The following is a 17,661-nucleotide window of genomic DNA, read 5'->3' as shown; positions in this document are numbered from 1 at the left end:
GCTTCGGCGCCGCTACGCGGAGCGGTATGGTAAAAGCCATGACGTCTTCGCCGCGCACGGTCGGACGACCGCGTGAACCCGATCTCGACGACCGGGTGCTGGACGCCGCCAGATCGGTATACGGCGAGCGCGGCTGGAGCGGATTCACCGTCGACGAGGTCGCGCGGCGCGCGGGTGTCGGCAAAGGTTCGCTGTATCTGCGCTGGCCCAACAAGGCCGCACTGCTGGTCGATGCCGTACGTTCGGCCGCACCCTCGGTCGGGAACATCAATCTCGGAAACCTCGAGCTGGACCTGCGGGAGTTCGCCAGACAGTGGATGGCGTTCGTCCAGAGCATCGAGGGCACGATGGTCAGCCGGCTGATCATGGACCGGCATTCCAACGAGGAGCTGGCCGCGGTCGTCGGCGAGCTCGACTATCCCGATTACATCCGGTCGACCCGGGCACTGGTCCGGCGAGCGGTCCGGCGCGGCGAGATCGACCCCGGCATCACACCCACTCTCATCGCCGATCTCGTCGCCGGTGCCATCACCACGCACGTCCGCAGCACACCTCCGGGACTGGCCGAGGTCGCGCATACGGAGGCCTACCTGACACAACTCGTGGACACGGTGCTGCGCGGCGTCGGCTATCGGCAGCCTTCCGCGCAGGACTCCCCCGGCGACGACACCTGACGGGCTGCCGGCGCCGTCCTGCCCCGAGATCATCGGGACACACCGCCCTCGGGCATCCGGGCCGGAGTGGGCCGGACACGTTCCGGCCGGGCCCATGTCCGGGGTCCCCGGCCACGCTCACGGAGTTCGGCCTTGCGGACCCGCTCGGTCGCGGTCTTCGGTAGCAGGTCGACCACCTCGATGAATCGTGGTCGCATGAACTCGGCCAGCCGGCCGGACAGGAATTCGTCCAGCGCGGCCTCGTCCAGGTGCCGCGACTGTTTCGGGACGACGAAGGCCATCACTTCCTGCTCGCCCCACTCCGAGTCGACCCCCACCACCGCGCATTCCAGTACGTCGGGATGCTGCAGCACGGCCGCTTCGACCTCGACCGAGGAAATGTTCTCACCGCGGCGGCGCAACGAATCCTTGAGACGATCCACCAGGTAGTAGTTGCCCTGATCATCACGGCGGAACTGGTCACCTGTGTGGAACCACAGGTTGCGCCAGGCGGCGACCGTCGCCTCCGGATTCGCCCAGTATCCGGAGGCGAAATGCCACGGTTCACGAGGACGCAGGACGAGCTCGCCGAGTTCGCCGTTTGGCACCTCGCGATCGAATTCGTCGACGATTCGTGCTTCGAACCCGTCGCGCAGGCGGCCGCAGCTCTGCGGAATGCTGACGTCGTAGTCGACCGCGACAATGGGTGCGCATACTTCGGTCATGCCCCACTGGGTGGTCACCAGTACGTCGTGCCGCTTCTTGAATTCCTCCACCTCCGGAATCACCGGGATCATCTGGACTCGCCGCAGCGGGGTCGATTCGGGCCGGATATCGCTCTGATAGACGAAATTCGCCATCGCGCCGAGGAGTAGCGTCGCGGTGCATTGATACTTCTCGATATCCGCCCAGAAGGCGTCGGTCGAGAAACGCTCGCGTAGAACCGCCCGTCCACGCACTCGCGCCACAGATATCAGATTGGCGCGATAGGTGATGTGCGATGGCGGAAAGGGGAGGTAGATGGCGTCCTCATGGCCGAGTACGGTCGGCGGGAAGACTCCGGCCGCCGCCTCCTTCAACTGTGCGAATGGCACGACGACCCCCTTCGACAACCCCGTCGTGCCGGAGGTGTAGAGGATGCAGGCCGGCGTATGTCCGGGTATCCGGCCCTCGCGCGCGCTGTCCGCGGACTCCCCCGCCGCGGCCAGAATGTCGTCTGCCCGGACAATGACGGTGGAATTATCGGATCGGAGATCGTAGTCGCCGCCGATGACAACAACCTGTTCGATATTCGGCGCCTTGATCAGCGCTCCCCGAACGGCCGGAAAATACCGGTGGTCGACGACCGCGACCCGCGCCCGGGTATCACCGACGATGTGATCGAGAAGCGCGCCCCGATACGCGGGGTTGGCCGACGCTTCGATCGCGCCGGCGTAGGCCACTCCGCACCACAACTCGACCGAGGCCACCGAGGACGCCACAAAGGTCAGGACGGTGTCACCCGCCGCCACCCCGAGACCGGCCAGCGCCCGGCGCCATCTCCGCGCGTTCGCGTGGACCTCGGCATAGGTCCTGACCGGGCCGTCGACCTCTTCCAGACAGATTGCTTCCGGCGACTCGGCCGCGATCTCGGCAACCATATCCGGATACGCCTCGGCCGTCCGCACTATTTCGGGACTCACTAACTCTCCTGATAAATGTTCGTTCTCGAAAATCGAGTCGGGTACAAACACACATGGCTTTGCGGAGTGGATCAGCCGAATCCGCGGTCGGCTCTGATCAGCACTCGAACCTGTGTGTCCGATCCGCTCGACAGGCCCGGAGGTTCGATCGGTTGGCGATGGCCGGGCGGCGGTGTGGCGTGTGCGGTTTCGTAATCGTCCAGACCGGCGAGATCGTGGCCCATACGATCGCGTTTGGTCCGCAGGTAGGCGAGATTCTCGGCATTGGCACGCAACGGCATCGGGACACGTTCGGTGACGCGCAGTCCGTGGCCGTCGAGCCCGACCCGTTTGGCGGGGTTGTTCGTCAGCAACCGCATGGTGGATATCCCCAGGTCGGCGAGGATCTGCGCGCCGATACCGTAGTCGCGGGAGTCGGCGGGCAGCCCGAGCTGGAGGTTCGCGTCGACGGTGTCCGATCCCGCGTCCTGCAGCTGGTAGGCCTGCAGCTTGTGCAGCAGGCCGATACCGCGGCCTTCGTGACCGCGCATGTACAGCACGACACCCCGCCCTTCGCTCGCGATCATTTCGAGGGCTGCGTCGAGCTGGGGCCCGCAGTCACAGCGCAACGATCCGAACACATCACCGGTCAGGCATTCGGAGTGCACCCGGACGAGGACATCGCTACCGTCGCCCGCCGGCCCGGCGATATCCCCACATACGAGGGCGACATGCTCGACCTCGTCGTAGATGCTCCGGTAGCCGACTGCCCGGAATGTGCCGTGCGCGGTCGGTATCCGCGCGTCGGCGATGCGGACCACCTGCTTCTCGTGCCTGCGGCGCCACGCGATGAGGTCGGCGATCGAGATCAGGGCGAGGCCGTGTTCGTCGGCGAAGTCCCGGAGCTCGCCGGTCTGTGCCATCGCGCCTTCGTTCTGCCGGCTCACGATCTCGCAGATCACACCTGCGGGGCGGAGGCCGGCCATCCGTGCGAGGTCGACGGCGGCTTCGGTATGGCCGGGCCGGCGCAGGACACCGCCGTCCTTCGCGCGCAGCGGCACCACGTGGCCGGGCCGGGTGAAATCGCCGGCACCGGCGGCGGGGTCGGCGAGCAGGCGCATGGTCGCGGCCCGGTCGGCGGCGGAGATACCGGTACCGATTCCCGCCCGGGCATCGACCGTCACCGTGTACGCGGTCCCGTGTTTGTCCTGGTTGACGGCATACATCGGCGGCAGTGCGAGCCGGTCGCAGTCCTCGCCGGCCAGTGGTACGCACAGATATCCCGACGTATGGCGGACCATGAACGCCACCAGTTCGGGCGTCGCCTTCTCGGCGGCGAAGATCAGATCGCCCTCGTTCTCCCGATCCTCGTCGTCGACCACCACCACCGGTTTACCGGCACCGATGTCGGCGACCGCGCGCTCGATATCGTCGAACCTTGTCACGTCCTGTGCTCCATACTCTCGTGCCCGCACCGGGCCGGACGGCGGTGTCGCCCCTGGTCAGCCATCCGCGCTGATCACCTCGTCTACTCGACGTCGATCGTCCGAGCGTCGACCAGTTCGCGGAACTTCGCGCCGTGCCAGATGAGCGGGTCGTTCTCGCCGATGCCGAGCTTGTTCACCTCGAGCAGGACCATCCAGTGATCGCCTGCCTCGATGACCTCGTGGATCGAGCATTCGAGCCACAGTGCGGCGTCTTCGATGAACACCGCACCCGCTTCCCCGACTTCGATCGCGACCTGCTCGAATCGGGAAGCGCGATCCTTACTTGCGAGCTTGCGGGTCAGATCGCTCTGCCCCTTGCCCAGGATCGACACTCCGAGGGAGCCGGCCTCCTCGAGCACGCCCCATGTCTCGGACGACTTCTGTACCGCGACCGCGCCGAGGCAGGGTTCCAGCGATACTCCGACCATGAACGACGAGGCGACCAGCGCATGCTTGCCGCCGGCGATATCGGCCGCGAGAACCGCCACGCCAGAAGGGAATTGCGCAAACGCGTTCCGCACGACTGCCGGGTCGCCGCCGAAACCACGTACTTTGGTCCGATTCATCAGTTCTCTTCCTGCCCCGGTTCGAAGCACGGCACCGGCGCTTCGAACCGGGGACTGATCGCTCGGTCCGGCTACTCAGTTGCCGGACACATCCGCCGCGTCCGCGGGGATCTCGGATTCCATCTCCGGCGCCAGGAAAACCATCTGCGCGCGCAGTGACTGGCTCGCGTTGAACAACGGCGTGAGATCACCGTCCGCCGTGAGTTCGGTCGCCTTGTCCGCCCATGCTTCGGGGGTGGTTTCGGCGGCCTTGATCCGCGGCATCGCGGTGATGACAGTTCTGGCGGCCGCCAGGCCACCGACCTCGAACGCTTCGCCGTGCACAGTGGTGTCCTGGTGCGCGAGCCAGGTGACGAAGGCCGCGACGGCATCCGCCGGGAACTGCTCGCGCATGAGCTTCTGAATGACGGGGCTGCCGTTACCGAACGCATCCTCGGTCATCGGTGTCCAAGCGACCGGCAGCAGCGTGGTGACCTGTACGCCGACCTCACGGGCCTCGGCGACGAGGGAATTGCCCAGCCCCCAGACCGCCGCTTTGGCCGCGCCGTAGGACGTGTCGTTGGGGATACCCATCAAACCGTTCGAAGAGATATTGATCAGCCGTCCGCTTCCGGATTCGATGAGGTGCGGCATCGCGTGGCGCGCGACCTCGACGACACCGCGGAAGCTGGTGTCGAAAACTCGCCACCACAGATCGCTGTCCATTTCCCAGAAGCGGCCGTACGCGTTGATCCCGGCGTTGTTGATGACGATATCGAGGCGCCCGAAACTGTCGATGGCCGTCTGCACCAGGCCCGCCGCTTCGGTGACGATATCGTGGCTGTCGGGGACTGCCGTCCCGCCTGCCTCGGTAATTACCTGCACCGTTTCCTCGGCACGAGCTGTGGCGATATCGTTCGCCACGACTCGGGCACCGCGAGAGGCGAGCATGACGGCGTGCTCGCGACCCATTCCCTGCCCTGCTCCGGTAACAATGGCCACTCGACCGCCGAAGTCGAGTTCGCTGTGTCCAGTCATTTCATACACCTTTGTAGAGTTTGTGGATCATCGGGCGGACCGAGGAATTCGACCGCTAGGCATTGGGAGTATTGACGTAATCGCGCTGGGCTTCCGGCGGAAGATATTTTTCCTCCGTGCTCTGCACATATTCCGGCGACGGCCGCCCGAGGCGAGCACCCCATCCGAAGTCGTAGGCGGTGCCTTTCGCCTCGTTCATTTTCTCCACATAGGCCGCGAAGGGGGTGGCGTCGCCGGCTTCCTTGATATCGAGGAGCAAGCGCCACACCTCGTGGACACCGGGCAGGACGAACGGCACTGCCTCGATCGACTGACCCACCGCGGTCAGCTCGTGGAGCGGCCGCCGCCCGATGAGATCGGCACCCATCACATAGTTGGAACCGGGTGTTTCTTTCAGTGCCAGCTCGGCCTGCTCCCAGGTATGGAAGCCTTCGAAGAAAATGACATCGACTCCGGTCTCGGCGCGGTACAGCTGTGCGCGGCGGATCGCCTCGTCGACGCTGCCGCCGGCCGCACCGAATCCGTCGGTGCGCGCGACGATCACGAAGTCGGCATCCAAGCGGTCCCGGGCGTCGACCGCCGCGTTGAGCCGCCCTATCGCCTCCGCATCGGATACGAGTTCGATTCCGGTCGTTCCACCGGATTTCTTGGGCTCCCGCTGATCCTCGATATGGATTCCCGCCACGCCGGCATCGATGAACTCCGCGACAGTGCGCTGGACGTTGATGGGGGCGCCGAAACCCGTATCGGCATCGCAATATACGGGAATATCGGTGCTTCGTGCGACGCGTTTCGCGTGCGCCACCACCTCGGTCAACGTCAGCCAGCCGACATCGGAGGCGCCCTCGGCCCACCACGCCGACATCCCACCCGAGAGTTCGAAGGCCTCGAAGCCCGCGTGCTGGGCCATCTGAGCGTGGATCGGCAGCGATCCGAACGGTACGACCACGGTCTCGGGCCGCTGGAATATCTCGCGCAGCGCCGCACCCGGCGAACTCGGACCCATGATTACTCCTTCATCCTGATTGCCTTGTTCGATGTTTCTGGGTTCCGGTCGCTATGCGCTGGACTTCGAATCGTTGTAGCCGATCGTCACCACGATGTAGACACAGTCCTCGTCGTACGGGTTCTTCCAGGCGTGCGGTACGCCGCCCATAACGAGGAGGTCACCCGGTCCGAGGGTTCGCACTTTTCCACCGGGGAGCTCGAGATCCACTTTTCCCGAGATCACCACTTCGTAATCGATGGTGTCGCTCGCGTGCATATTGGGATCGCCGTCATCACCGGTACCGGCCATACTCGGGTCGAGCTGTTCGGGATCCAGTTCGTTTCCGGCCGAACGTGCCGGGAAACTGCTCACCCCGAAGGTCGAGCCGTTCGGCCCGGCCAGTTGAACGCGGCTGGGCGGCCGTCCGATGTTCTCTTTACTGTGTCCGCCTTCAACTGCCCAATAGAAGGCCCCCTCGGCGACACCCGGCATACTTATCTCGGCAGGGCCGCCGACCTCGAGAAAATCCGCTTCGCCCGAGTCGGTGGTTCCCGCGACTATCAGGCGGAATTGTTTGGGATCCGGAAAAGTCATCTACCTTCACTCCTTTGTAAAGGATCCGAGCCGTTGTCAGGCACGAAGTCCGGCACTGCGCATCAGCGGGAAAATCTGCTCGTTGAGCCGGTCCAGGCCCTCGTCGTAGTCGACGAGCCCGGTGCAGACACCCGCGATACCCGCATCGGACAGCTTCTGGAGCCCTTCGACGATCATCTCCGGCGTGCCCACCAGCGGAACCAGGCCGGCCCGCATGAAGGTGCGGATGGATTCGTCCTGCTTGAAGTCCTCATTACGTTTGAAATCGTCCCAGCGCATACTGCGGGCATCGCCCGAGGCGATGATCTGCTGATACCGCACGGCGCTTTCCCAGTCGCCCTTTTCGTCGACGACGTATTTCACGTAGTCCTGGGCCTCTTTCTCGGTGTCTTTGCAGATGATGTGCACACCCGCCCAGAGGTCGAGGTCCGGCCGGCCCGCCTGGTCGGCGTTCGCCCGGACTTTCTGCGTGACCGGTTTGCTGTTGTTCACATCGGTGACCATGATGAACAGGATGTTGGCGTGCTGGAACGCGAATTTCTGGCCCGCCGGGCTCGCGCCGGCACTCATCACCATGGGTCCGGGTGATTGCACAGGCTTGGGATAGGCCTGCGCACCACCCAGCTTGAAGAACTCACCGTCGAAGTCGAATTCGAATTCCTCGCCCTCGTCGGCCCAGAGTCGCTCGACGATCGTCATCCACTCTTCGGCCATCTCGTAGCGCTTATCGTGCTCGGGGAGTTCGAGACCGAACATCTTGTACTCCGGCTGGTGGTAGCCGGCGACGGCATTCAACCCCATCCGGCCGCCACTGATGTGATCGACCGTCGCGCTCATTTTCGCCGCCATGAGCGGATGGACGAACGGGACGTGACAGGTGGCGAAGATCTGGATGTTCCGCGTGGCCGCCGCCAGTCCCGCCGCCCAGGTGAAGGTCTCGTGCTGCCGGCCCCAGGGCCGGTCCGGCCCGGAAAGCCCCTGCCAGCGAGCGATCGGAATGAACCCTTCCACGCCGTAGGTGTCTGCTTTTTCGGCGAGACCGCGGACCTCGTCCCAATTACCGAGTTTGATCGTGTTCTCGGCGAGTGTCAGGCCGCCCTGACCGGTGGAGACATTTGCCCCGAAGATCGCGAACTTGAACTTGTTCGGTCCGTCGATCATGGGCCGCTGATTTCGTTCCACTGTGTGATCGGCGACGAATTCACGCGGTACGTCGCTCTTGATCAGTTCGGGGGTACTCATCGAGTTTCTCCAGATCTTCGTGATTCCGGGCGCCGGAAAGCACCCGTGGTGGGTCGGATTGCGCGATACGCGTTCGCCGTCGCGACACAGGGCTGAATGCCGGCGAGTCCGCCCGCTCGTTTGGCGCTCGGTGCACGGCCAGTCATATCGCACGTCTACTGGCTCGTAGCCGAGCGCCTGGGCGGTGCCGATGCACTCCGTCCGTCGATCTTCTTCCGGGCCGGTGCGTCGGTGTCTCAGCTCACATTCGCTGTGTTCAGGTTAGGAGCGGCCGCCGCCACACCGGCACGGTATTCGACGCCAACAAGGTGAGAAAGTGCGTCAAGTACGGCCCTTCGCCGCCCGCTGGCGCGAGATACAAAGCTTCTGGCGGGACTCCATATGGCCGACGCACGCAGGCTCGCAGCAGCATCGAGTGGTAGCCCCGCCGGGCGACGGGCCGCCTCCCTTTCCAATTTGGACGGAACATGTCAGTATGGTCGGCGTCACATGGCTGAGCGACTGTGCTCGCCGAGTGCTCGTCCCATACCCCGGTCATCGCCGGGGCGGCGAGCACTCATTTCCGGTTGCGGCAGCAGGACGCCGCCTCGGTTTCTCTCTTCAGAATGGAGCATCAGCAATGGCGGGACGTATGGAAGGCAAAGTCGTCTTCATCACCGGTGCGGCGCGCGGTCAGGGCCGTGCCCATGCCGTCCGCCTTGCCGAAGAGGGCGCGGACATCATCGCGGTCGATATCTGCGCGTCGATCCCCACCGTCTTCCAGTACAGCGGTGCCACAGCGGAGGACCTCCAGGAAACGGTCCGTCTCGTCGAGGCGCTCGGCCGGCGGATCGTCGCCGAGCAGGCCGATGTCCGCGACCTCGAGCGGCTCCGGCAGGTCGTCAGCGCCGGCGTGGCCGAGCTCGGCCGGCTCGACGGTGTGGTCGCCAACGCGGGCATCGAAATCTTCAAGCCCTGGGACAAGTTCAGCGAGCAGGAATTCCGCGATGTCATCGACGTCAATCTCTTCGGAGTGTGGAACACCGTGCAGGCGACCGCGCCGGTACTGGTCGACGCCGGGCACGGCGGATCGATCGTTCTCGTTTCGTCGGGCAACGGACTCAAAGGGGGTCCGTTCAATCTCCCGTACACCGCCTCGAAGTTCGCTGTCACCGGGATGGGCAAGACCCTCGCCGCCGAGCTGGGCAAGCACCGGATCCGGGTCAACACCGTGCATCCCGGTCCGGTCGACACCGAGATGTCGCGGTATATCGCGCCCCTCTTCGGTGAGATCGCCGCCGGCAACGAAGCCCTGTTGGGCACCTACGCCCATTTTCACCCGGACAGCATGATGGACCCGACCGAGATCTCCCATGCCGTCGTGTACCTGCTGTCCGATGAATCCACCTGGACCTCAGCGCTTTCCTTGGCCGTCGACGGCGGCGTCACGGCGTTCTGACGTGGTGACCGACCACAGGAAACGAACAAGCTGGGAAGGGACTCGGCCGGCACCATGGACCTAGTCGTCGAGAAGAACCTCAGGGTCGCGATGCGCGACGGCGTGGAACTCGCCACCGATGTCTACCGTCCGGCCACCGGCGGGCCGTTCCCCACTCTGCTCGAACGCATTCCGTACAACAAGGAAAGCTACGGGATGATCAGCGGCTGGGTGGATGTGCTGCGCGCGGCGCGGGAAGGGTTCGCGGTCGTCGTCCAGGACACCCGTGGCCGCTATCAGAGTGACGGGACCTTTCGTCCGTTCGCCGACGAACGGACCGACGGCGCGGACACCATCGCGTGGGCGGCCGGCCAGGCGTGGTCGACCGGCTCGGTGGGCATGTTCGGCAGCTCCTACACCGGCGCCACGCAATGGCTGGCGGCGGCGGAGCGGCCACCGGCCCTGGCCACCATATCGGCGGCTGTCACCTCTCGTGACTACTACGACAGCTGGCTGTACCAGGGGGGTGCGTTCCGCCTGGGATTCGCCTTGCAGTGGGTCACTTCGGCACTCGGCCTCGGAGAACTGCTCCGTAACCCCTCGGTCGAGGAGAATCGCCTCGCCGATCTGCGGCGAATGCTCGACAACATGGACGACGTGTTCCGCACGCTGCCCGCGCGCGATCACCCCACGCTGGCCGCCATCGCGCCGTACCTCACGCAGTGGCTGGACCACCCGGACCGGGACGGTTATTGGGAACACTTGTCGGCGGCTGTCCCGGACATCCCGGTGCTGAACATCGGCGGATGGCACGACCTGTTCCTGGGCGGCACGATCGACAACTATCTCGCCCTGCGCGCACGCTCGGACCGGCCGGACGCCCGGCGTCAGCGGTTGATCATCGGCCCGTGGGCCCACGGAGCGACCAGCGGTGTGTTCCCCGAGCGGTCCTTCGGGGTCCAGGCAGGGGCCGACGCGGCGGATATCACCGGGGTCCAACTGGCGTGGTTCAAGGAGCACCTGGCGGGCTCGCCCTCGACAGTTTCGCCCAGCCCGGTGCGGATCTTCGTCATGGGACCCGATATCTGGCGCGACGAGCCGGACTGGCCCCTGCCGGACACCGAATACGTCGACTACTACCTCGGCAGCACAACCGATGCCCGAACCAGCGGCGGCGACGGCACGCTGTCCACCTCGACCGGCTCGGCGGCGGCCTCCGACAGCTTCGTCTACGACCCGGCCGACCCGGTCACGACCTGTGGCGGCGCGACCTTCCTGCCCGGCCTGTTCATCGGCGCCAACGCGGGCCCCCGGGACCAGACACGCACCGAGACCCGTCGTGACGTGTTGTGTTACACGAGCGCGCCGCTCGACCGGTCACTCGAGGTGACCGGCCCGGTCCGGGCGAAACTGTACGTCTCGTCGAGCGCGGTCGACACCGACTTCACCGCGACGCTGGTGGACGTCCATCCGGACGGCCGGGCCGAACTCGTCTGCGACGGCATTCTGCGGTGCCGCTACCGGACATCGACGACGCGGCCGGAATTCCTGGAACCCGGCGCGGTCTACGAGATCGATATCGACCTCGTCGCCACCGCGTACATGTTCGGCGCCGGGCATCGGCTGCGGCTGGACATCTCCAGCAGCAATTTCCCGAAGTACGACCGCAATCCCAACGCGGCGATCCCGGTCGCGGATGCCCGCCGTGAGGACCTGGTGGTGGCCACCAACACCGTGTGGCACGACGACACCCGGCTGTCGAGGCTCGTACTTCCGATTGTCCGGCGATCGGCGTGACCGGTCCGGCCTGGCACGACGAAAGCTTGTAATGAGGCATTTCGACCTGAGAAAGGTTCGGTTATGAATTCGGTGGACTATGACGCTGTTGTGGTCGGTGCCGGTGCGGGCGGTATCTACGCGGTGCACAAACTGACCCAGGAGGGGTTGCGGGTCATCGCATTCGAGGGTGCGCCCGACGTGGGCGGGGTTTGGTACCACAATCGCTATCCCGGAGCGCGCGTCGATATCGAAAGCTACTTCTACTGCTTCCCGGACGAGGAACTGTATCCGCGATGGTCGTGGAAAGAGCGTTATCCGGCGCAGCCCGAGATCCTGGCGTATCTGAATTTCGCCGCCGACAGCTGGGGCGTCCGTCCGCATATCCGATTCTCGACCTGGGTCACCGGCGCTCAATGGGAACCGGCGGCGCACCGCTATCGCGTCACCACCAGTAGTGGCGAATCGATCACCGGACGCTACCTGATCATGGCGTCGGGCCAGCTCTCCAAAGCCCGCACACCGGACTTCCCCGGACTCGAGGATTACCGCGGTCGCTGGGTCCAGACCTCGCACTGGCCGACCGACCCTGTCGAGACCGCGGGTAAACGTATCGCCGTCATCGGCACCGGATCCTCGGGCGTCCAAGCGGTACCCGCACTGGCACGTGACGCCGAGAACGTCACGGTGTTCCAACGTACCGCGAACTACTCCGTACCCGCCCAGAACGGTCCGCTCGATCAGCAGAAGTACGCCGATCTCGCCGGCCGGGTCGCCGAGATGCGGGAGGCGATCCTGCACCATCCGACCGGCTCGGATATCCCACTCGGTGCCGGTCCGGCCGGCTCCTTCACCCCGGAGGAACAGCAGGCGCTGCTGCGGGAGCGCTGGGCCCGCGGCGGGCACACGATGAATGCCGTTTTCAGCGATCAGGGCACCGATATCCACGCGAACACTATCGTGGCCGATTTCGTGCGGCAGCATGTGCTCGATACCGTGCGCGACCCCGTAACCGCCGACATACTGACGCCGCGCTCGTATCCCATCGGCTCTCGGCGCCTGTGCGTGGATACCGGCTACTACGAGGCATTCAATCAGAGCAATGTGGATCTCATCGATGTCAAGGCCGACCCCATCGAACGGATCACGGCGCGGGGAATACGGACTCGCGATCACGATCTGGAATTCGATCTGATCGTGTTCGCTCTGGGCTTCAGCGCGTTCACCGGAGCCCTCGACGAGGCCAATATCCGCAACGAATTCGGCGAGCGACCGACCGACAGGTGGGCTCGCGGGCCGCGCACTCTGCTCGGGCTGATGACGCGCGGGTTCCCGAATCTGTTCCTGCTCACCGGACCCGGAAGTCCCTCGGTGCTGGCCAATATGATCCTGGACAACGTCCAGCATGTCGACTTCGTCGCCGATCTGCTGCGGCATATGGGCGAACGGGGTCACACGAAGGTCGAACCCGAGGAAAAGGCCCAGGACGAATGGACCGCACACGTGGCGGAGGCCGCGTCCAACCTGCTCCGGCTCAATGTCGAAAACTATATGGTGCATGTCAATCGCGATGACGGCAGCAGGGTTTTCATGCCCTATGTCGCCGGACTCGACCGCTACGTCGCCGAATGCGACAAAGTCGCGGCCGACAATTTCGCCGGGTTCGCATTCTCCTGAGTATCTCGCCGCTCGACCCCGGCCGGCCGGCGCCGCTCTTCACCGTTCGTCCCTCGATCCCCAGAAAGGACGTAAACCCCATGAAATCTTGGCGATTTCACGGCACCGGCCGGCCCCTGACCCTGGAAGAGGTGGAAACACCCCGCGCGGGCCCGGGCGAGGTCATCGTCGACATCAAGGCCGCCGGGTTGTGCGCCTCCGATATGGGCGCCCTGCACGAGCCGGAATGGATGGCGTCGTTCCCGCGGCTGCCGATGACACTCGGGCACGAGAACGCCGGCGTGATCAGCGAAGTGGGTCCCGGGATGGACCGATGGCAGGTCGGTGACCGAGTAGGGCTGTCGCCGATGATCCCCAACGGCGATGCCATCGGCTACGGCACCTGGGACGGCGGCTACGGACCCGAAGTGCGCGCCACCGAGGCGAACCTCGTCCGCCTGCCGGCCGAACTTTCCTTCGAGCTGGGAGCGGTGGCGACGGATGCGGGCCTGACGGCCTACCACGCCATGGTCGCGCTCGGCGGCGCGACGGAGGGCATGCGGGTCGGAGTGATCGGCCTCGGCGGTCTCGGCTATCTCGGCGCCCGGATCGCCGTGCTGAAAGGCGCCGAGGTGTATGCCGCCGAAACGAACCCGGCCACAAGGGAACTGGCCGGCGAGATCGGGCTCGCGGGCGTAGCCGAATCGATCGGCGAGTTCGCGGACAAGAATCTGCCGCTGATCGTGGACTACGCCGGTTTCGGGAGCACCACCGCACAGGCAGTGGAGGCGCTCCCCAAGGCCGGGACACTGGTGCAGGTCGGTCTGGGCCGGCCGGAGGCCACGGTGAACACCCAGGCGATCATCTTCAAGCAGTTGAAGATCCTCGGCTCCCTCTCGGGCACCCAGCAGGATCTCACCGAGTTGTACGAGCTCATGCGCGGCGGCGGACTCGCGCCACCGATCCACCGCATCACACCGGATCGCATTCCGGAAGGACTGGAACTCCTCCGACAGGGCAGGGTCGTGGGCCGCCTCGTCGCCTGCTACGAGGACTGATCGGCGAATTCGGCACCGAAGAGAAGGAGGACCATAGATGAAGATCGGCATTCTGGGCACCGGACATATCGGAAAAACCCTGGTCACCACGTTGAGCGCTGCGGGGCACGAGGTGAAGGTGGCGAATTCTCGCGGCCCGGAGACGATCGGGCCCGACGTTCTGGCACATGGTGGGCGCGCGGTGACCGCGGCGGACGCGGTGCTCGACGTCGATATCGCGATCGTCTCCGTTCCCCTGAACCGCCTGCCGGATATCGCCCCACTCATCGGCCGGTCGGCATCGAGCACAGTCGTGATCGACACCTCGAACTACTATCCGCAACGCGATGGGCGTATCGAGGCCCTCGAGGCCGGTCGGACCGAGAGTCTCTGGGTCGCCGACCAGCTGGGCCGGCCAGTGGTCAAGGCATGGAACGCGATCGGCTCGGATTCGTTCGCGAAGAAGGGGAGGCCGGCGGGCAGTCCGGAGCGGATCGCCATTCCCGTTGCCGCCGACGACGAAGGTGACCGGAAGACAGCCCTGGCCCTGGTCGAGGACACCGGGTTCGACGGCGTCGACGCCGGTGTTCTGGCCGAATCGTGGCGGCAGCAGCCCGGCACGCCGTGCTACTGCACGGACCTTTCCCGCCAGGAGATGCCGGGTGCGCTCGCCGCGGCAGACCCGGCGCGTTCGCCGAAGCGCCGGGATCTGGCGTTCGAGGCCGTCCGGGAACGCATGAGCGGTAGCGGTGCGCGGGACCCGGGTGCCGACTATCTCGTTCGCCTGAACCGAGCGTTGTTCCTGTGAACCAGTACCCGGGTGAGCGGACATCGATCACGGTTGTCGATCGCTGCTCACCCGGGTACTCGATATCGATCCGGCTACGGCTGCCGGCCCGGCTGTCGCGGGAACTCGGTCGGCGGGCTCTGCACCCAGTCCAGGTAGATCGGATCCTCGGGATACCAAGCGCCCCAGTGCGATACGCGTGGCACATCGACGATATCCCAATCGGAGTTGATCGGCCGGACGTCGATCCAATCCCAGACACACGTGCGGTGCAGGATCTTCCACACACCGTCCCGCTTCTCACACAGATCGCGGTAGCGGCCGGCCTGGAACATGGTCACTTCGGGCTCTTTGAACGGGACCACACAGACGAACATGCTCTCCCGCTTCGCCCGGTTGCCCTCGATCTCGGACAGGACGTTCGAGACATGATGGTTGCAGCTGTAGATCTTGTCGTGCCAGGTCATCGCCGCATCCGCCCATCCCTGGCCGCCACCGACGTAGGCACCGTGGTCGTCGAATGAATCCGGCCAATACGTCGACCGCATCAGCTCACGGTCGTGCCGGTCCGCGCCCCGCACATACATCATCAGGTTGTCGTGCAGAGCCTGCTTGTCGTACAGCTCCATCAGCTGTGCGTCTGTCAGTGACATCTGTTCCATTCCTCCCACGTGCGGCCACCCGATGCGGCCACGGCCGGCTGATTCAGGGTCTTCGCACAAGGCGCGGCGCAGCGCAGTCCCGGTCGAGGTCGATACGCCGGAATGTCGAGCGCACTGCCGCCGCGACCTGTTCGCATCTACTTGATGAGGGCACCCGCATCGACAGGCAGCGATACACCCGTGATGTACCGGGATTCGTCGGAGGCCAAGAAGAGTACGGCGTTGCTGACATCCACCGAGTCCACCCAGGGAATCGGCAGGGCGTTCACCGTCTGGGAGGCCGGTGCGAAATCTTCTCTCGTCGGGTGCTCGAGATCGGGCCGGAACAGGCGGCGCATCGCCTGGTTCTGGATCATGGGCGTGTCCACCTGGGTGGGATTGACCGCGTTGGCACGGATGCCGTGCGGTGCCAGTTCCAGCGCGAGCGAGCGCATCAACCCGATCACCCCGTGCTTGGCCGCGACGTAGTGCCCGATATTCGCGTATGCCTTCACGCCCGCCGCGGAGCTGGTGAGGATGATCGAACCACCCTTGTTGGCGATGAGGTGGGGAACTGCCGCTTTGGCGGTGTGCCAGACGCCGGTGAGATTGATATCGATCATCGTCTGCCATGTTGCGCCGTCGTATTCCCAGACGGACTGCGGCCGGCTGGTGATCCCGGCGATACCGGCGTTGGCGCAGACGATGTCCAGCCCGCCGAACTGCGCGGCGCCGTCATCGACCACCTTCTTCAGCCCGTCGTAGTCACGGACGTCGATCTTCCTCGCCAGGATGTGCCGGCCCAACGCTTCGACCTGCTGCACAGTCTCGGCGAGATCGGACTCGGTAGCGCCCTCATACGGGCTGTCCGGAATGTTGTCGCAGATATCCACGGCGATGATGTCCGCACCTTCTTGCGCCAGCCGGATCGCATGGCTGCGGCCCTGGCCTCGTGCCGCGCCGGTGATGAAGGCGACCTTGCCCTCGAGCTTTCCCATGACGTTGCGCTCCTGTTGTCGGGTCCGGTGATAGCGCACGGCCTCGTACCGCCGCTCGGAACGGCCCATCGCGGGTGCTTCACCTCGTCGAGGAGACTTCCCGATGTGACCCCCACCATACTGACATATATCGTCCATATTGGGAAGCATCCCGAGTCTCGTTCTATCGAACCAGCAGCCAGAAGCCATGTCGGGAGACAGATGGAATCTCGATCCCCTGTTGATTTGGACATTATTGGTCCGTATTGTGACCTCGGACCGCTCGGCCGGGCATCCTGCCTACCGGTGGGTCACCTCGATCGACAGGAGAACTTCACGATGGAACTGGGCAACACGGTGGCACTCGTCACCGGCGGCGCATCCGGCCTCGGACTTGCCACCACCGAGGCACTGGCCGAGGCAGGCGCGCATGTCGGCGTACTCGACCTACCCTCCTCGTCCGGGGCCGTGATTCAGGAAAAGCACGCGGGGGCAGTGACATTCGTGCCCGGCGATGTGACTTCCACCGAGGACGTGACCCGGGCACTGGACATCCTGTCCGAGCGTGGGCCCCTGCGCGTCGTGGTGAACTGCGCGGGTATCGGACCCCCCGGAAAGGTTCTCGGCAAAAAGGGGCCGCTGCCCCTCGACGACTTCGAGCGCATCATCAGGATCAACCTGTCCGGCACGTTCAACGTCATCAGACTCGCCGCCGAGCGAATCGCGGCGACAGACACCGTGGACGGCGAACGCGGCGTCATCGTCAATACTTCCTCGGTCGCGGCCTTCGACGGGCAGATCGGGCAGCCTGCCTACGCCGCGGCCAAGGGTGGAATCGTCTCCATGGCCCTGCCCATCGCCCGGGAACTGGCGAGACACCAGATCCGCGTCGCGACAATAGCTCCCGGTACCTTCGACACACCCCTGTTGAAAACGCTGCCGGAAGACATCAGACAATCCCTCGGCGCACAGGTTCCGCATCCGTCTCGACTCGGGGATCCGGCCGAGTTCGGTGCGCTGGTACGCCACATCGTCGAGAACCCGATGCTCAACGGCGAAGTCATCCGGCTCGACGGAGCGATCCGGATGGCACCTCGCTGAGGCTCGGGCGCGAAAAGGTCACGACATGAGGAGCCGAATGCGGCCGAATACGGATCGCCGG

General features: G+C 65.1%; 16 protein-coding genes. 7 read left to right on the top strand and 9 right to left on the bottom strand.

Annotated elements, in window-relative coordinates:
* The first annotated feature begins 38 nt into the window (after positions 1-38).
* Positions 39-674 carry a TetR/AcrR family transcriptional regulator gene (locus tag ACQEVO_RS09375; RefSeq protein ID WP_432911025.1) on the top strand — a complete coding sequence of 212 codons (636 nt, stop codon included), beginning with the start codon at positions 39-41 and terminating at the stop codon, positions 672-674.
* A gap of 29 nt (positions 675-703) precedes the next feature.
* Here the strand turns inward: ACQEVO_RS09375 and ACQEVO_RS09370 are convergent, their stop codons facing one another.
* The 7 genes from ACQEVO_RS09370 to ACQEVO_RS09340 form a co-directional block, all read right to left on the bottom strand.
* Positions 704-2,335: an AMP-binding protein gene (locus ACQEVO_RS09370; protein WP_432911022.1), complete on the bottom strand. Its 1,632-nt coding sequence runs from the start codon at positions 2,333-2,335 to the stop codon at positions 704-706.
* Between the two features lie 71 nt (positions 2,336-2,406).
* On the bottom strand, positions 2,407-3,759 hold the full coding sequence (locus ACQEVO_RS09365) for a bifunctional 3,4-dihydroxy-2-butanone-4-phosphate synthase/GTP cyclohydrolase II (protein ID WP_432911020.1): 1,353 nt from the start codon (positions 3,757-3,759) through the stop codon (positions 2,407-2,409).
* 83 nt (positions 3,760-3,842) lie between these two features.
* Entirely contained in the window at positions 3,843-4,367 is a 525-nt protein-coding gene (locus tag ACQEVO_RS09360) for a flavin reductase family protein (protein ID WP_432911018.1), read from the bottom strand.
* A gap of 75 nt (positions 4,368-4,442) precedes the next feature.
* Entirely contained in the window at positions 4,443-5,384 is a 942-nt protein-coding gene (locus ACQEVO_RS09355; RefSeq protein WP_432911016.1) for an SDR family NAD(P)-dependent oxidoreductase, read from the bottom strand.
* A gap of 55 nt (positions 5,385-5,439) precedes the next feature.
* Positions 5,440-6,390 carry an isocitrate lyase/PEP mutase family protein gene (locus tag ACQEVO_RS09350; RefSeq protein WP_432911014.1) on the bottom strand — a complete coding sequence of 317 codons (951 nt, stop codon included), beginning with the start codon at positions 6,388-6,390 and terminating at the stop codon, positions 5,440-5,442.
* Between the two features lie 51 nt (positions 6,391-6,441).
* Positions 6,442-6,966: a cupin domain-containing protein gene (locus ACQEVO_RS09345; protein WP_432911011.1), complete on the bottom strand. Its 525-nt coding sequence runs from the start codon at positions 6,964-6,966 to the stop codon at positions 6,442-6,444.
* A gap of 36 nt (positions 6,967-7,002) precedes the next feature.
* A complete protein-coding gene (locus ACQEVO_RS09340; protein WP_280436593.1) occupies positions 7,003-8,208 on the bottom strand; it encodes an LLM class flavin-dependent oxidoreductase in 1,206 nt (401 codons plus the stop codon).
* A gap of 619 nt (positions 8,209-8,827) precedes the next feature.
* Between ACQEVO_RS09340 and ACQEVO_RS09335 the strand changes: the two genes are divergently transcribed.
* The 5 genes from ACQEVO_RS09335 (at position 8,828) to ACQEVO_RS09315 (ending at position 14,902) form a co-directional block, all read left to right on the top strand.
* Positions 8,828-9,646 carry a mycofactocin-coupled SDR family oxidoreductase gene (locus ACQEVO_RS09335; protein WP_432911007.1) on the top strand — a complete coding sequence of 273 codons (819 nt, stop codon included), beginning with the start codon at positions 8,828-8,830 and terminating at the stop codon, positions 9,644-9,646.
* Positions 9,647-9,700: 54 nt separating this feature from the next.
* Positions 9,701-11,422: a CocE/NonD family hydrolase gene (locus tag ACQEVO_RS09330; protein ID WP_432911004.1), complete on the top strand. Its 1,722-nt coding sequence runs from the start codon at positions 9,701-9,703 to the stop codon at positions 11,420-11,422.
* Between the two features lie 63 nt (positions 11,423-11,485).
* Positions 11,486-13,078, top strand: coding sequence for a flavin-containing monooxygenase (locus ACQEVO_RS09325; protein ID WP_432911002.1), 1,593 nt, complete (start codon positions 11,486-11,488; stop codon positions 13,076-13,078).
* An 80-nt stretch (positions 13,079-13,158) separates the two neighbouring features.
* A complete protein-coding gene (locus ACQEVO_RS09320) occupies positions 13,159-14,115 on the top strand; it encodes a zinc-binding dehydrogenase (RefSeq protein ID WP_432910999.1) in 957 nt (318 codons plus the stop codon).
* Positions 14,116-14,152: 37 nt separating this feature from the next.
* Positions 14,153-14,902, top strand: coding sequence for an NADPH-dependent F420 reductase (locus ACQEVO_RS09315; protein ID WP_432910997.1), 750 nt, complete (start codon positions 14,153-14,155; stop codon positions 14,900-14,902).
* A gap of 74 nt (positions 14,903-14,976) precedes the next feature.
* Here the strand turns inward: ACQEVO_RS09315 and ACQEVO_RS09310 are convergent, their stop codons facing one another.
* Positions 14,977-15,534, bottom strand: coding sequence for a nuclear transport factor 2 family protein (locus ACQEVO_RS09310; RefSeq protein ID WP_432910996.1), 558 nt, complete (start codon positions 15,532-15,534; stop codon positions 14,977-14,979).
* A 146-nt stretch (positions 15,535-15,680) separates the two neighbouring features.
* Complete coding sequence (locus ACQEVO_RS09305) at positions 15,681-16,520, bottom strand: mycofactocin-coupled SDR family oxidoreductase (RefSeq protein WP_432910993.1); 840 nt, start codon at positions 16,518-16,520, stop codon at positions 15,681-15,683.
* 318 nt (positions 16,521-16,838) lie between these two features.
* Here ACQEVO_RS09305 and ACQEVO_RS09300 point away from each other — a divergent pair, with 318 nt between their 5' ends.
* A complete protein-coding gene (locus tag ACQEVO_RS09300; protein ID WP_432922513.1) occupies positions 16,839-17,600 on the top strand; it encodes an SDR family NAD(P)-dependent oxidoreductase in 762 nt (253 codons plus the stop codon).
* Positions 17,601-17,661: the final 61 nt, after the last annotated feature.

Origin of the sequence: Nocardia sp. CA-290969, from assembly GCF_050936135.1 — a bacterium.
In the GTDB taxonomy this organism is placed as follows: domain Bacteria; phylum Actinomycetota; class Actinomycetes; order Mycobacteriales; family Mycobacteriaceae; genus Nocardia.
Note: the sequence above shows the minus strand (reverse complement) of the source record. Positions and strands in the feature narration are given on the sequence as shown.

Excerpts from the sequence above, each read along its gene's own strand:
- ACQEVO_RS09355 (WP_432911016.1), bottom strand. The coding sequence starts at position 5,384 with ATGACTGGACACAGCGAACTCGACTTCGGCGGTCGAGTGGCCATTGTT.
- ACQEVO_RS09375 (WP_432911025.1), top strand. The coding sequence starts at position 39 with ATGACGTCTTCGCCGCGCACGGTCGGACGACCGCGTGAACCCGATCTC.
- ACQEVO_RS09305 (WP_432910993.1), bottom strand. The coding sequence starts at position 16,520 with ATGGGAAAGCTCGAGGGCAAGGTCGCCTTCATCACCGGCGCGGCACGA.
- ACQEVO_RS09310 (WP_432910996.1), bottom strand. The coding sequence starts at position 15,534 with ATGTCACTGACAGACGCACAGCTGATGGAGCTGTACGACAAGCAGGCT.
- ACQEVO_RS09340 (WP_280436593.1), bottom strand. The coding sequence starts at position 8,208 with ATGAGTACCCCCGAACTGATCAAGAGCGACGTACCGCGTGAATTCGTC.
- ACQEVO_RS09325 (WP_432911002.1), top strand. The coding sequence starts at position 11,486 with ATGAATTCGGTGGACTATGACGCTGTTGTGGTCGGTGCCGGTGCGGGC.
- ACQEVO_RS09350 (WP_432911014.1), bottom strand. The coding sequence starts at position 6,390 with ATGGGTCCGAGTTCGCCGGGTGCGGCGCTGCGCGAGATATTCCAGCGG.
- ACQEVO_RS09360 (WP_432911018.1), bottom strand. The coding sequence starts at position 4,367 with ATGAATCGGACCAAAGTACGTGGTTTCGGCGGCGACCCGGCAGTCGTG.
- ACQEVO_RS09345 (WP_432911011.1), bottom strand. The coding sequence starts at position 6,966 with ATGACTTTTCCGGATCCCAAACAATTCCGCCTGATAGTCGCGGGAACC.
- ACQEVO_RS09335 (WP_432911007.1), top strand. The coding sequence starts at position 8,828 with ATGGCGGGACGTATGGAAGGCAAAGTCGTCTTCATCACCGGTGCGGCG.
- ACQEVO_RS09320 (WP_432910999.1), top strand. The coding sequence starts at position 13,159 with ATGAAATCTTGGCGATTTCACGGCACCGGCCGGCCCCTGACCCTGGAA.
- ACQEVO_RS09315 (WP_432910997.1), top strand. The coding sequence starts at position 14,153 with ATGAAGATCGGCATTCTGGGCACCGGACATATCGGAAAAACCCTGGTC.
- ACQEVO_RS09330 (WP_432911004.1), top strand. The coding sequence starts at position 9,701 with ATGGACCTAGTCGTCGAGAAGAACCTCAGGGTCGCGATGCGCGACGGC.
- ACQEVO_RS09300 (WP_432922513.1), top strand. The coding sequence starts at position 16,839 with ATGGAACTGGGCAACACGGTGGCACTCGTCACCGGCGGCGCATCCGGC.